The sequence below is a fragment of the Aurantimonas sp. C2-5-R2 genome (genome assembly GCF_036549495.1).
In the GTDB taxonomy this organism is placed as follows: Bacteria; Pseudomonadota; Alphaproteobacteria; order Rhizobiales; family Rhizobiaceae; genus Aurantimonas; species Aurantimonas coralicida_A.
On record NZ_JAZHLJ010000094.1, the window covers coordinates 1 to 11795 of the forward strand.

Annotated in this window: 17 protein-coding genes, 1 tRNA gene and 1 pseudogene; 17 read left to right on the forward strand and 2 right to left on the reverse strand. The window is 63.3% G+C overall.

The features are described from left to right. The 3 genes from VQ044_RS21730 to VQ044_RS21740 all read left to right on the forward strand — a co-directional run. Positions 1 to 318 (forward strand): hypothetical protein (locus VQ044_RS21730; RefSeq protein ID WP_442880716.1); only part of this gene is annotated, 318 nt, incomplete at its 5' end. Positions 319 to 405: 87 nt separating this feature from the next. Further along, a complete protein-coding gene (locus VQ044_RS21735; protein ID WP_327649153.1) occupies positions 406 to 1098 on the forward strand; it encodes a hypothetical protein in 693 nt (230 codons plus the stop codon). Positions 1099 to 1216: 118 nt separating this feature from the next. Then, positions 1217 to 1453, forward strand: coding sequence for a hypothetical protein (locus VQ044_RS21740; RefSeq protein ID WP_327649154.1), 237 nt, complete (start codon positions 1217 to 1219; stop codon positions 1451 to 1453). A gap of 165 nt (positions 1454 to 1618) precedes the next feature. Here VQ044_RS21740 and VQ044_RS21745 read toward each other — a convergent pair whose 3' ends face one another. Then, positions 1619 to 1918, reverse strand: coding sequence for a hypothetical protein (locus tag VQ044_RS21745; protein ID WP_327625990.1), 300 nt, complete (start codon positions 1916 to 1918; stop codon positions 1619 to 1621). Here VQ044_RS21745 and VQ044_RS21750 point away from each other — a divergent pair. From VQ044_RS21750 to VQ044_RS21770, 5 genes and pseudogenes are all read left to right on the forward strand, one after another. Then, positions 1866 to 2030 (forward strand): annotated as a pseudogene (locus tag VQ044_RS21750) (IS630 family transposase); the annotation flags it as partial. The gene VQ044_RS21745 and the pseudogene VQ044_RS21750 overlap by 53 nt on opposite strands. An 89-nt stretch (positions 2031 to 2119) precedes the next feature. After that, entirely contained in the window at positions 2120 to 2323 is a 204-nt protein-coding gene (locus tag VQ044_RS21755; protein WP_327649155.1) for a hypothetical protein, read from the forward strand. Between the two features lie 124 nt (positions 2324 to 2447). After that, positions 2448 to 2735, forward strand: coding sequence for a GIY-YIG nuclease family protein (locus VQ044_RS21760; protein ID WP_327649156.1), 288 nt, complete (start codon positions 2448 to 2450; stop codon positions 2733 to 2735). 604 nt (positions 2736 to 3339) lie between these two features. Next, positions 3340 to 3624 carry a hypothetical protein gene (locus tag VQ044_RS21765; RefSeq protein WP_327625987.1) on the forward strand — a complete coding sequence of 95 codons (285 nt, stop codon included), beginning with the start codon at positions 3340 to 3342 and terminating at the stop codon, positions 3622 to 3624. Between the two features lie 177 nt (positions 3625 to 3801). Then, positions 3802 to 4188 carry a hypothetical protein gene (locus VQ044_RS21770; RefSeq protein ID WP_327649158.1) on the forward strand — a complete coding sequence of 129 codons (387 nt, stop codon included), beginning with the start codon at positions 3802 to 3804 and terminating at the stop codon, positions 4186 to 4188. A gap of 63 nt (positions 4189 to 4251) precedes the next feature. On the opposite strand, the gene VQ044_RS21775 is transcribed toward VQ044_RS21770, so the two are convergent. Then, positions 4252 to 4992 (reverse strand): SIMPL domain-containing protein, encoded by a 741-nt coding sequence (locus VQ044_RS21775; protein WP_327649160.1) that lies wholly within the window; start codon positions 4990 to 4992, stop codon positions 4252 to 4254. Between the two features lie 143 nt (positions 4993 to 5135). Here VQ044_RS21775 and VQ044_RS21780 point away from each other — a divergent pair. The 9 genes from VQ044_RS21780 to VQ044_RS21820 all read left to right on the forward strand — a co-directional run. Further along, positions 5136 to 5212, forward strand: a tRNA-Ile gene (locus VQ044_RS21780). Positions 5213 to 5387: 175 nt separating this feature from the next. Further along, positions 5388 to 6608, forward strand: a complete 1221-nt coding sequence (locus VQ044_RS21785; protein ID WP_327649162.1) for a tyrosine-type recombinase/integrase — start codon at positions 5388 to 5390, stop codon at positions 6606 to 6608. Beyond that, positions 6605 to 7720 (forward strand): hypothetical protein, encoded by a 1116-nt coding sequence (locus tag VQ044_RS21790; protein ID WP_327649163.1) that lies wholly within the window; start codon positions 6605 to 6607, stop codon positions 7718 to 7720. The genes VQ044_RS21785 and VQ044_RS21790 overlap by 4 nt, the downstream gene beginning before the upstream one ends. Positions 7721 to 7823: 103 nt before the next feature. Further along, the gene (locus tag VQ044_RS21795) at positions 7824 to 8033 is read left to right on the forward strand and encodes a helix-turn-helix transcriptional regulator (RefSeq protein WP_327649164.1); all 210 of its coding nucleotides are present in this window, start codon (positions 7824 to 7826) and stop codon (positions 8031 to 8033) included. After that, positions 8023 to 8352 (forward strand): hypothetical protein, encoded by a 330-nt coding sequence (locus tag VQ044_RS21800; RefSeq protein ID WP_327649165.1) that lies wholly within the window; start codon positions 8023 to 8025, stop codon positions 8350 to 8352. Before VQ044_RS21795 ends, VQ044_RS21800 begins: the two co-directional genes overlap by 11 nt. Positions 8353 to 8375: 23 nt before the next feature. Continuing rightward, positions 8376 to 8993, forward strand: a complete 618-nt coding sequence (locus tag VQ044_RS21805; RefSeq protein WP_327649166.1) for a hypothetical protein — start codon at positions 8376 to 8378, stop codon at positions 8991 to 8993. Next, positions 8986 to 9225: a DUF7302 family protein gene (locus VQ044_RS21810; protein WP_327649167.1), complete on the forward strand. Its 240-nt coding sequence runs from the start codon at positions 8986 to 8988 to the stop codon at positions 9223 to 9225. The genes VQ044_RS21805 and VQ044_RS21810 overlap by 8 nt, the downstream gene beginning before the upstream one ends. Before the next feature lies 1 nt (position 9226). Continuing rightward, complete coding sequence (locus VQ044_RS21815; protein WP_327649168.1) at positions 9227 to 9430, forward strand: hypothetical protein; 204 nt, start codon at positions 9227 to 9229, stop codon at positions 9428 to 9430. Positions 9431 to 9596: 166 nt separating this feature from the next. Next, positions 9597 to 11795 (forward strand): VapE domain-containing protein (locus VQ044_RS21820; RefSeq protein ID WP_331827766.1); only part of this gene is annotated, 2199 nt, incomplete at its 3' end.

The following is an 11795-nucleotide window of genomic DNA, read 5'->3' on the forward strand; positions in this document are numbered from 1 at the left end:
AGGCAGCTGCGCCGACCTTTGACGGGCTTTACTCCGGGGAATGGGCGCACCCCACATTTAGTGGGCGTGGGTAACAACCGGATAGGCAAGTATCAATCCTTCTCGCAAGGGTTGCTGGTCGATTTGACCAGCGCACCCGCTGTCAACGGCATTAAGAGCCGGTCGGTCGGCTACGTGCTCAATGACGGATGGAACTGGAATGACGCCACCTGGGCTCAGCCAACGCCGGCCAAGGCTGTTCTGGGCGACCTTCTGATTGAACAGGACAGCGGCCTGGCGCGCTCCGCGCGCCTGCGCCGGCACAGGGCCGCCGCCTGATCAACGCCTGTCGAGGCTCGCTTCGCGCGGCTTGCGGGCCGCGCGGAACGCGCATCGGGCAACCCAAAGCAGGTCGGGGAGGCCGAAATGGCTGGCGGGACGCTGACGATCAAGCTGGCGGATGGGAGCGCGGTGCGGCTCAAGGCGAGCGGCTTCCAGCTCTATGGCTTTCGACAGGTCATCAGCTCGAACAAGAGTGGCGTGCCGCTGGTCGCAAGCCGCCTCGCGGACGCGCAGTTCGTCGATACGATTTCCGTCGATCCATCCCCGCGCCATTTCAGCGTCTACATCTCACTCGATCGGATCGCCGTCGATCATGCCGTCTTCGCCGGCGATCAGGCGGCGATCCGCGAGGGGGAACTCGCCGAAGTGTCGACCAACGGCATCGAACCCAAGTCCGGCGGAACGGCCGGGGCGGTCACGGTTCTGAGCAAGGCCGAGCGCGCCATGGTCTGCGGTCTGTCTGCGGCCGCCATGTTTCCGGCCAACGATGGACCGGCCGTTCCCTACAGCGGCTTCGATATCGAGGTCGGAGCGCAAGTCGTGATCGAGCCCACGGCCTCGATCCTGCTGATGTGGGCCACATCGACCTATGATCTGAGCGTCTTCATGGCCAAAAGCCTGGGGCGAAGCGTCCTCATCGCGACCGATCTGGCCGACGACACGATCGGTTTCGACATCGACGCCGGCTGGCAGTGGCCCGCCGGGGCGCTCTGGGCGAAAGGCGATCCCGCCGAACACCGAACTGAAGCCTCTGCTCGTCTTGGATCCGGGCCATAATCGACCGTTGGGATTCTAACTCCCCAGGCGGCGCTGCAAGGAACGACAGTCAAGCGAGAAAAACCCTCGTCAACCCGTCGAAGCCGCGCTTCGGCACCTCACCACAGGAGAATTCGCGATGATCGAAATCCATGACTCCGTCGAGCGCCAGGTGGTCGCAACAGGAAACGCTCTCATTGCCTTGCCGGGCGTCGACAATATCGGTGTCCGCAATTGCCACAACGAGCCCGACCAACGATTGCAGACCGACTATTCGTATCTTCTCGTCAATACGGCGACGGACCACAGCATCTCGGCTGAGTGCACGGCGTTGCCGGGCGGCGGCATGCAAACCGCGAGCTTCCATCGGAACTGACGCCCCCTTCTCCCCTTGTGGGAGAAGGTGCCCCGAAGGGGCGGATGAGGGGTTTTCAGCGTCGGATCGGGCCGGATGATTCGACGGAGTAGCCGCCGCACCCCTCATCCGACCTCGCTTGGCTCGGCCACCTTCTCCCACAAGGGGAGAAGGAACCGCCGCGCCTTATGCCGCCCGCCGCGCGGCAAAGAGGCCGCCCTCCAGCGCGCTGACATGGCCGTAGCGCGCCAGCACCGTCAGCGCCTGTTCCACCCTTGGCTCGATCCGCCTCCCGCCGCGCTTGAAGCAGCGCGCGATCTCCGCCGCGCTCATCGGCCGGCCGGCGGCGATCACCACCACCGCCTCGCCGAGCGCCAGTTCGCCGGTCCTGGCCGCCTTGCCCTTGGCGAAACGCGGAATCTGGTAGTCCGGCCGCCGCCTGAAGCACGGTGTCTTCCGATCCGGGGTTGATCTCCAGACAGCCATCAATCGCTTCATCGTCGAATATAACGCAAACGACCCCAAGCCATTCGTCTGGCGAGCCGATCCCGATGAAATCATCGCGGCGAGAAATCGAGGGTTCCAAGTGTTGGAGTCAAACCACGAGATAGGACGCACGCGCCCGATGCTTGCAGGCACCGCCGAACTGTGTTTGAACTCCTGAGATGGCGTTAGGGAAGAACTACCATGAAACTACTATTTGCAGGACTGTTGACCGTTCAGGCTTCGCTCTTGTCGGGGTGTGTGGCGACGAATGTCATCAACCAAGCGGCGGGTATTGCGAGCGCCATGGCCAACCAGAGTGCCCAGCGCAGACCGGTTCAAACGTCGGGCGTCATCATGGGTAACGGTGACATGGTCTGCAATGAAATGGCAACGAGTTGTCAGTAGTCGCCTACCGAACCGAAGGGCACGATTTCGTCGCCCCGGCCCAGACCATTCTGCAAAGGCGAAAGGCGCGTTCAGGGCGCTCGCGCTGCTTGACGCCGTTCGTCGTCCGATCGAAGCTTTGGCGATGTCCGGCCACGTCTACATCATGGCGTCGAAGAAAGGCGGCACGCTCTATATCGGCGTCACCGCCGACCTCTCCCGCCGTGTCTTCGAGCATAAATCCGGTCAGCTGCGCGGCTTCACCAAAGCCTATGGCGTGACACGCCTCGTCTGGTACGAGGAGCATGACGACATTCGCGACGCCATCCAGCGCGAGAAGTCGCTGAAGCGCTGGCCCCGGCGGTGGAAGATCGATCTGGTCGAATCGATTAACCCGGACTGGACCGAGCTTTATCACGGCATGGGCTGGTAGCGCTGTCCTCCACCGGAGCGGCAAGGGAAATGCCGAGGCATGGGTCCTCGGGTCAAGCCCGAGGATGACGCGCGTTTCGGGACGGTGCGACGCCTGCGGAGGGCGCGCATTTGGGAATGGTGGGACGCCTGCGGAGGCGATTGGCGATGCCGTCCAACGAGGTCGTCATCCTCGGGCTTGACCCGAGGATCCATTCCAAGCCGTTGAAACCGCCAAACCGTTGCAATCCGGGCCTCCCGCCACGCCCCTCTAAGAATTTTCTCCCCGTCTCCCGCGCCACCGTTATCCTTCTCCCATCGCCCTCGCGGGAACACGGGTCATGAACCGGATGCGCGTGGAGGGAGGACGGTGCCGGATGGGTCGCGCTGCGGTGGCGCGGCTGGGTGATGAACCCCCACATCCGGGCCCTTTGCAGACCGGCTTCGTCCTGAGCGTGTCGAAGGGCGGAGCGTCGGGTCCGGGGCAAGCAGCCGGCGGGCGCATGGCAAGCGTCACCCACTCATCAGCATAGCGACGTTCGCCATGCGTCCGCTTCCCGATCCTTCGCCCCGAAAACCGGGCGCGAAGACAAAGGCGCGTGGAAATTTTTCAAGGAGCCCTGACCATGACCAAATCTGCCGCGGACAAGCCCGACGTCGCCGGCCCCGAGACCTGGCCGGAGATCACCTGCAACGCGCTGGAACTGGCGGTGCGAACGGCAGCGAATCTGCACGAGCTGCCCGCCTCCTGCCGGATGAAGGCCTGCCGGAAAACCGGCCGTTGCCAGACCGAGATTCTCCGCGATCCGCAATCGCTGTGCCAGGGCGACTGGACCCACGCGACTGATCTGACCGTCGTCGGCATGTTCGCCTTTCTCCTGCATCTGACCCGTCACTGGTGCGAAGACTGAACCTTGGATGAACGCCGGGTTCCGTGGCCATTCACGCGCCATCTCCTAGGGTCTGGTCATTCACCGGCGAAGTGTTGGCGAATGATCGCAGGGCCGGCTCGACCGGCGGCGATCGCCCCCCGCGAAACCGTGGTCCGCGACAGTCGAAATCGTGCCGACCCGAATGGAGACCAACCCATGTTCAAGTCCCTGACCCGCTCGATCATCGTCGTTGCCGCACTCGCCACCGGCGGCGTCGCCACCACCGCCGCGCCGGCCGCCGCCGACGGCTTCCGCTTCGGCATCACCATCGGCGAGCGCGCCCAGCCGGTTCACGGACGGAGCTATCGGGATAACCGGGGCTATCGCGATGACCGGGGCTACCGGGATTATCGCGAATACCGGCCGGCCTGCGAGCCGCGTCGCGCCGTGCGCAAGGCCAGTCGCATGGGGGTCAACCGCGCCCGCGTGATTCGGGCCAATCGCCGCGCCGTCGTGGTTGCCGGCCGCTCGCGCGGCGACCGCGCCATCGTGCGCTTCGCCCGTGAGCCGGGCTGCCCGGTGCTGAGCTTCCGCCGCCGCTAAGCCCTGGGTCCGGCAAGGGCGTCCGCAGGCGAATTCCCCCGTCGCCCGGACGCCCGCGCCGCCTCAGTCGCTTATGTCGTAGACCATCCGGACGCTGGCGCTGAAGGTGTTCTCGCCGGTCTCGACGGGAACAACGCTCTGCGCTGCTTCCGCCGCCATCATCTTCATCGTCCGGTTGAGCGGCATCGGCGGGATCACTCCAAGATCCTCACTGATCTCCCGCACCGGGCCGAGTGTGACGCCAGCAGCCTCGGCCAAAAGTTCGGCGGTCGCGGCCGCGTCGGCGACGGCCTTTTTGCGGGCCGCGTCGCGGGCCATTCGCGGTTCGGCCACGTTGAAGCTGATGTCGCCGCCCTGGTTGACGCCGAGCGTGACCGCCCGGTCGAGGATTTCGCCGAGCTTGGCGAGATCGCGAACCCGGACCGCCAGCGTGTTGCGGACCTCGTAGCCGACGATCGCCGGCGGGTTCTGGACGCCGTCAGGGCGCTGGTTGTCGTAGCGATATTGCGGCACGATCGAAAAGCCGGAGGTCTGCAGGTCGCGGTCCTCGGCCCCGAGTTCGCGCATGCCGGCGGTGACCTCGCTCATTGCCGCATTGGCCTGATCGAGCGCGGCGCGCGCCGTCTCGGCCGAACGCAGCACGGTGAACGATGCGATGGCAAGATCGGGCTTCATCGTTGCCTCGCCGGTGCCGGTGACGACCAGAGTTCGCGGCGACGGTGCGGCGGGCTCCTGCGCGCCGGCCAAGACCGGTGTTGCCAGCACGAGGAGGGCGGCGATCAGACTACGGGGGCGGCTTCGCATGGGGCAGAACTCCGGTTCGAAGGATATCGCCGATCTTGCTAGGCGGCCATTGCGGCGTCAAAGCGGAGATTGGAAGAAAAGCCGGCGCCGAGGTATTTGGCGCCTTGAGGCGCTGGGGCGTATGCGCTAGGGCAGGGCGCGTGGGGCCTGTAGCTCAATTGGTTAGAGCCGGCGGCTCATAACCGCTTGGTTGTAGGTTCGAGTCCTACCGGGCCCACCACTCCCCTTCTCCGAATAGCTCCGAAGAGCCCCGAGAAAGTCCAGAAACCCGATTAAATGTAGGGGTTTCCGGGTTAACCAGTCTCCGAAGAGGTTTGGAACAAACCGGTGACAGCCGGAAAGTTTGTTGGCATAATTGCGGTGATACCAACACCACCGCTTCGAAAGTGCCAACAATGCCGCTCACCGATACCTCCATCAAGGCCACCAAACCCTCCGAGAAACCCCGCAAATTGAGCGATGGCGGCGGCCTGTACCTTCAGGTTCAACCCACCGGCGGCAAGCACTGGCGCTTGGCCTTTCGGTTTGAAGGGAAGCAGAAGACCCTTGCCTTCGGTTCGTATCCCGCCGTGGGCTTGAAGGACGCGCGAACGCGCCGGGACTCGGCCAAAGAGTTGCTGGCGAAGGGGATCGATCCGGGCGAACAGAAGCGGACGGACAAGCGAAAGGTCAAGATCGAAGCGGCCAACAGCTTCGAAGCCGTTGCAGAGGAATGGTTTGCTTCCCGGAAGGATGGATGGACGCCCGCCTATTCCGAACGCATCTGGCGCCGGATCGAAGCCGATCTGTTCCCCGCCATTGGCGGGGAACAGATCAATGCGATTGAGCCGCCCGAAATCCTTGGCGCGATCCGTGCGGTTGAAAGCCGCCACGCGGTGGTGTTGGCGGGGCGACTGCTTCAGGTCGCAGGTCAGATTTTCCGATACGCCGTTGCCAGTGGCCGTGCCGTTCGTGACCCGACTCAAGACCTCAAGGGCGCTCTAAAGGCTCCCGGTGCGCAGAAGCACCGCAGCGCTTTGAAGGCGGCCGAACTCCCCGAGTTCCTGAAGGCGCTGTCGAATTATCAGGGCGACCGTCAAACCGTTCTGGCGCTCCGGCTGGTCATGCACACGGCCGTCAGGACCAGCGAAGCACGCTTCGCCGTATGGTCAGAGTTCGAAGGTCTGGATGGCGCCGAACCGCTCTGGCGCATCCCTGCCGAGCGAATGAAAATGCGTTCGGGCCATCTGGTGCCGTTGTCGCCGCAGGTGGTCGCGGTCTTGCGAGAACTGAAGAAGATCGCGGGCAATTCCGAGTATGTCTTGCCTGCGGCGACGAAAGAAAAGGTCATCTCCCAAAATACGATGATCTATGCGCTTTACCGACTCGGTTATCACAGTCGAGCCACTGTTCATGGATTCCGTGGAACCTTCTCGACTATTTTGAACGAGTCCGGGTTCAATCGCGATTGGATCGAACGACAGCTTGCCCACACCGACGGCGATTCGGTTCGAAGCGCATATAATTCCGCAGAATGGTTGTCCGACCGCCGCGCGATGTTGTCCTGGTGGTCCGACTATTTGGACGCTGCCGAGCATGGCCGGAAGGTGATCCCGTTTCCGGGGCGCCGCGCATGATCGATGAAGGTGGCATCGGCCGCCTTTCGGCGCTGGTCGAACGTGCCGCCGCAGAGGCCGAAGACACGGGCAGAGAACCTTCAGTACCAAAGCAGGCGACGCGCCGGAAGGTATCGCGGCGAAAACTGCTGGATGACCTTGCCCGCGCCGAAAGCCGCTATCATGAAGCCAAGGCACGGCACGATGCCCTGCACCATGCCGGACGTGGGCTGACCTTCGAACAAGCTCAACAGTGTGTCGATAGTGCGGAAGCGCTTCTCCGGCGGGCAGAAGCGACGCTTGACCGGGAGTGGGCGATTGACGCGTCATTGCCTGCGAACATGAGGCACGACGCGCTTGAAGAGGCACGACTTGCCCGAGACCATGCGGCCGCCGCGCTGGACGGCTTCAAGCTCATGGCGGACGTATTGTCCCCGGAAAGTCACACTCTTCGCACCGGGGCGATAGCCAAGCTGGATGAGGCTGCCGACGGCCTACGAAGAGCCTTTGCCGATGCACTTCCGCCCGGCCCCAAGAAACGCAAGTCCAAGAGCCCGCGCGTGCTCACGTCGCGCGATTCCCGTCCGGTTGATATTGACCGCTTTAAGCGGTGGTTGCGTTACCGGGCGGACGAGTTCGACGCCTTTCGGGACCATGACGAAATTGCACCATCGGATTCCGCCGAAGGGGTGAATCCTGCCGCGCTGGCGCTCGGCTCTGGCGTTCCGGTGGAGCGCATTGAACATTGGATTCAGGTTGTCCGGGGTGATGAAGAGCCATCGGGCAGACGACTTCCCACCAAGCAGCAAATGCGGGAGTGCATGGGCTATTGCGCGGATCATCTCGGCTATTTCGAACCGGGATTGGCCGCAGTGAACCGGCTAGTTCAGCACCTTTTTGTGGTGATGGAACAGCGCGGGATTTCGAACGAAGGTCTTGCCCGCGCCACATGCCTGTCGGCGCGTACCATTGAGGCTTGGGGCGGCAACGATCCGCGCCGGTCGCCGCGTCTGCAAGACGTGCTCGCTTGCTATCAGGAATTGAACTTGCCGCTTGCGCCCGTCAGTTATGAAGCGGACCGTGCATTTCAGAACCATGCCGCTGAAGCGTTGATCGGGTCGCGGACCCGGTAGCTGCCAGAATAGCCCCGACAGTTGTCGGAAAGTATCATCTGTCGATTTTGTCCAGTCTCCGCAGCGAGCCGGGTTGTTCCCGGTCCGTCACGGAGGCAAATCAATGCAAGACGAAATCAGCTTCGTTCGATGGACGAAAGTCATCGAACTGACGGGGCTTCCCCAAAATACCATTCGCGATCTGGTCAAGGCGGGGAAGTTTCCCGCTCCCGTGCCACTTGCCGCGCGCTCTGTCGGCTTCGTGAAAGGCGAAGTTGACGCGTGGATGCGGGACCGTATCGCCGCACGCGGAGGGCAGCTCAATGGCCGCTGATCCGCTGATAATCGCCCTTCAGGTGCTGCCGCATGATGCCGACCATCTGGCTGCCGCACTTGCCGGGGCGGGCGCTGGTGCCCGCGTTCTGCCGGTCCTTCGGCGCCACAGCGCTTTCGCGCCTATCGAAATCCCAATGGGGGTGGGCCGTTCACCGTGGGAGGGCGCGACGCGCGATCCCGAGAAGCTGCGGCGCCTTTTTGCCGACCATCCGGGCGCCATCGCGACCTTCGTTGATCGGACGGAAGCAGGGCTTCGGGCTCGCGTCTGGTCCGGCGGGCGTCTCATCACAATCCCCACCGTCTACGTAAAGGGCTGACCCCCATGGACCTGAAATCGATCATGGCGGAAGACGCCAAGCTGAATGCGGCCTTGGCCGAAATCGCGGGCAAGCGGAATCGCATTCAGGCCGACGCCCGCGACGCTGCCGAGCGGAAGGCCGATCTTGTCGAGAAGACCAGCGCCGACGCGGCCCGTGCGCTTGTGGACGAAGTTGCCGTGTCGGCGGACACCTCGGCGCGCCGTCGGGCCGAGGTCACGAAGTGCGACGAAATCCTTGCAGGCGCCAAGACGGCACTGGGAATGCTGGACGGGCGTAAGGCCGAGCTTGCCGCTAAGCTGGCCGAACTGGTCCCGGCCAAGGCTGACGCCGTGGTGGCTGTCGTGCAGGCCCGGCGGGCCCATCCCGTCGCGCGCATCCATTCCGCGCTCGCCGACATCGCTCCGGCACTCACCGAACTGGTCGCCACCGACTTCGTGCTGACGGACCTTCTCGGGCAGAAGTTCGCCTATGACGCGGTCAAGGCCCCCGATCTGTTCAGCGCGCGCACGGTCGTCACACGGTTCGTTGACGCCATTCCGGCCCGATTCGCGCCCGAGCAACTGGACGGTTTCGCTATCCGTGATGCCGCTGTGGAAATCGCAACCCGTTGGGAAAAGGAACTGACAACCGATGCATAAGCTCAGAGCCATCACAGAAATCTGGGCCGCCAGTGGCCGAATGGTCAACAGCGGACGTTTCGACGCCGAAGGCAATCCGATTCTCCAGGTCGAAACCATCATCACAAAAGCCGGGAGCATCTTCGAAGTAAGTGACGAAGAAGCCGAAAAGCTGATCGCGAATGGCGCGGCTGCACCGGCAGACGACGAAACCCGCTGGCACCAGCCTCCCGATAGCAACGAAGGAAACTGACATGACCGAACTTCTCGCTACCACCGACATTTCCGCCGAAGAGTTCGGCGCCGCACCCCGTGCCCGCGCGGGCGAAACCTTCACCGCGACTCCCGAGGAAGCCGCACGGCTGATGGAAGCGGGGCTTGTCGTCCATGCCGGGGGCGCCGAAGCCGCCCTGCATCGCGACGCCCGCGCCGCACTGATAGGGCCCCGCCGCAAATGAACGGCTTCTGGCGCCGCTGGCGACAACGGCGCGTCCGTCAGCTTCAGGAAGAGGGGATGCCTGCCGAGACTGCCCATTTGTTCGCAGACGAAGAGGCTCAAACCCGGTCGAAGGCAGAACCAATTTGTGGCCGAGCCGCTGCCCTTGCAGGCGAGGTTTCGCACTGGTGGGACGGCACCGGCTGGCGCCGCCGCCTCAACGTCCACCGGTCGGACGTGCCGCCCGAGCGGCAAGCAGCCTGCGAGGCGTGGCAAGCCACCCATTCCCCCACCATTCAATAACGAAGCCCGCCGGGATGGTCCGACGGGCTCCGAGTTCTCGCATTGCTGAGGTGCGGCAGAGGGCCGCTAACCATATGAATTATCACGAAAAACGATCCTCCGCAACGTCGAATGACGGCTTCATTGTGCGCTTCGCAGAAGGTCGCGGCAGCAATCAGGGCAAGGCCCGGAACACGCAAGCCCGACTGGTGGATTTCATCGACAAGTTCCGCACGCCGACCCGGACGCCGGAGACGCTGAAGGCTTATCGGAAGCTCACACCTGACGAGCGCAAGGAACTGAAGACGGTCGGGGGCTGGCTTTTCCGCGCCCACGTCGACGGGAAGAAGCGCAACGCGAAGTCGGCCAAGCCCTGCAATCTGGTGTCGCTCGACATCGACGGAGCTACCCCTGAATTCGTGGACCAGATGTTGGCGGGGTGCGTCTGCCCGACCGTCGAATATTTCGCGCATTCGACCCGCAGCCACACCGACGAGAATCCGCGCCTGCGCATCTTCATTGCGGTTGATCCGGCCGTGACCAATGACGAGTACGGCCCGCTGTCCCGGATCATCGCACGCATGTTCGACCCCGAAATGCGCATGGTGGATAAGGTGTCTTTCCGGCCGGGGCAGATGATGTACCTGCCGACGTGTTCCGTCGACGGCCCCTATGTGTTCTATCGCAATGAAGGGAAGATCATCGATCCGGTGGGAGTGTTCGCCGATTTCGAGGTCACCGATGGCGATTGGCGCGACCTGTCGAACCTGCCCCGCTGCGAAGGCGAAAAGCTTCGCGAGCACGCAAGCAAGGTGGAAGACCCGACTACGAAGAAGGGGCCGGTGGGCGACTTCTGTCGCGCCTATGACGTGATTGAGGCTATCGAGAAGTTCGACCTGCCGTATGAGGCGACGGACGATAACAGCGAGAAGCCCCGCTTCACCTATACCGGCGGCACGACGACGAACGGCGCTGTTGTCGAGGACTGCGGCCTGTTCCTCTATTCGCACCACGGCAGCGACCCTTGCGCCGACCGGTTGGTGAACGCCTTCGATCTTGTCCGCATCCACATGTTCGGCGACCGCGACGAAGGCGAGTCGAAGGACACCCCGCCGACGGGGCTTCCGTCGTGGAAAGCCATGCTCGACTTCATCGCCGATGATCCCGCGTTCCGGCGGCAACAGGCCGAGTCCAGGTATGACCAACAGGCCATGTTCGATGATCTGGCGGACGACGAGCCGGGCGCCGATGGCGACGACGAGCTTCAGGCCGATCTCGACGAACTGGTGGGCGATCCGAAGGCCAAGCGGACCGACTGGCAATTAAGCCTTGAGCGAGCCCGCGACGGCAGCGTGACGAACACCGTCGCCAATCTGGCGACGATCATCGCCAATGATCCCCGGATCGCCCCTTGTGTCGAGTTCAATGCATTCCGTGAACAGGTTGTTACCCGCGTGCCCCTGAAGACGAAGCTTGCCGTGGTCGCGCGCATTCCGATCAGGGACCGCGCGAACGGTGATGTTTGGCAGGACCAGCACACCGATGCGCTCCGTATCCTACTGGAGGCGCCGAATGGGCCGAAGCTGCCCGGATGGGGCTTGAAGCCGTCGGACCGTGACCTTCAGGCGGCAATCGGAAACGCCGCCCGACTGGCACCCTTCCACCCGGTCCGCGAACGTCTTGCAGCGGTGCCTTGGGACAAGGTGCCGCGTGTGGAAACGCTCTTCATCGATTTCCTTGGTGCCGAGGACAACGCCTATCACCGGGAAGCTGCACGGAAGTTCGTGGTCGCGGCCGTCGCCCGCGCTTTCGAGCCGGGCCACAAGTTCGACTTCGTTCCGATCATCGAAGGGGTGCAGGGCAAGCGCAAAAGCACCTTCATTCGCGTGCTGGCGCTCGACTGGTTTGAGGAACTGAAAGGCGATTTCGGAGACGAGAAGCGGCTTGTCGAACAGATGATGGGTGCGTGGATTCTTGAACTCCCTGAACTGTCGGTGCTGCGGCGATCCGACATCGAGCCCTCCGTGCCAATGACGATGAGACATCGACCACCCGGGAATTTACCCTTGAGGGCGCAGGTAACGTATCGACATGGTAATGCCCCA

Excerpts from the sequence above, each read along its gene's own strand:
- VQ044_RS21765 (WP_327625987.1), top strand. The coding sequence starts at position 3,340 with ATGACCAAATCTGCCGCGGACAAGCCCGACGTCGCCGGCCCCGAGACC.
- VQ044_RS21795 (WP_327649164.1), top strand. The coding sequence starts at position 7,824 with ATGCAAGACGAAATCAGCTTCGTTCGATGGACGAAAGTCATCGAACTG.
- VQ044_RS21755 (WP_327649155.1), top strand. The coding sequence starts at position 2,120 with ATGAAACTACTATTTGCAGGACTGTTGACCGTTCAGGCTTCGCTCTTG.
- VQ044_RS21800 (WP_327649165.1), top strand. The coding sequence starts at position 8,023 with ATGGCCGCTGATCCGCTGATAATCGCCCTTCAGGTGCTGCCGCATGAT.
- VQ044_RS21810 (WP_327649167.1), top strand. The coding sequence starts at position 8,986 with ATGCATAAGCTCAGAGCCATCACAGAAATCTGGGCCGCCAGTGGCCGA.
- VQ044_RS21790 (WP_327649163.1), top strand. The coding sequence starts at position 6,605 with ATGATCGATGAAGGTGGCATCGGCCGCCTTTCGGCGCTGGTCGAACGT.
- VQ044_RS21775 (WP_327649160.1), bottom strand. The coding sequence starts at position 4,992 with ATGCGAAGCCGCCCCCGTAGTCTGATCGCCGCCCTCCTCGTGCTGGCA.
- VQ044_RS21785 (WP_327649162.1), top strand. The coding sequence starts at position 5,388 with ATGCCGCTCACCGATACCTCCATCAAGGCCACCAAACCCTCCGAGAAA.
- VQ044_RS21805 (WP_327649166.1), top strand. The coding sequence starts at position 8,376 with ATGGCGGAAGACGCCAAGCTGAATGCGGCCTTGGCCGAAATCGCGGGC.
- VQ044_RS21740 (WP_327649154.1), top strand. The coding sequence starts at position 1,217 with ATGATCGAAATCCATGACTCCGTCGAGCGCCAGGTGGTCGCAACAGGA.
- VQ044_RS21735 (WP_327649153.1), top strand. The coding sequence starts at position 406 with ATGGCTGGCGGGACGCTGACGATCAAGCTGGCGGATGGGAGCGCGGTG.
- VQ044_RS21745 (WP_327625990.1), bottom strand. The coding sequence starts at position 1,918 with ATGGCTGTCTGGAGATCAACCCCGGATCGGAAGACACCGTGCTTCAGG.
- VQ044_RS21815 (WP_327649168.1), top strand. The coding sequence starts at position 9,227 with ATGACCGAACTTCTCGCTACCACCGACATTTCCGCCGAAGAGTTCGGC.
- VQ044_RS21760 (WP_327649156.1), top strand. The coding sequence starts at position 2,448 with ATGTCCGGCCACGTCTACATCATGGCGTCGAAGAAAGGCGGCACGCTC.
- VQ044_RS21770 (WP_327649158.1), top strand. The coding sequence starts at position 3,802 with ATGTTCAAGTCCCTGACCCGCTCGATCATCGTCGTTGCCGCACTCGCC.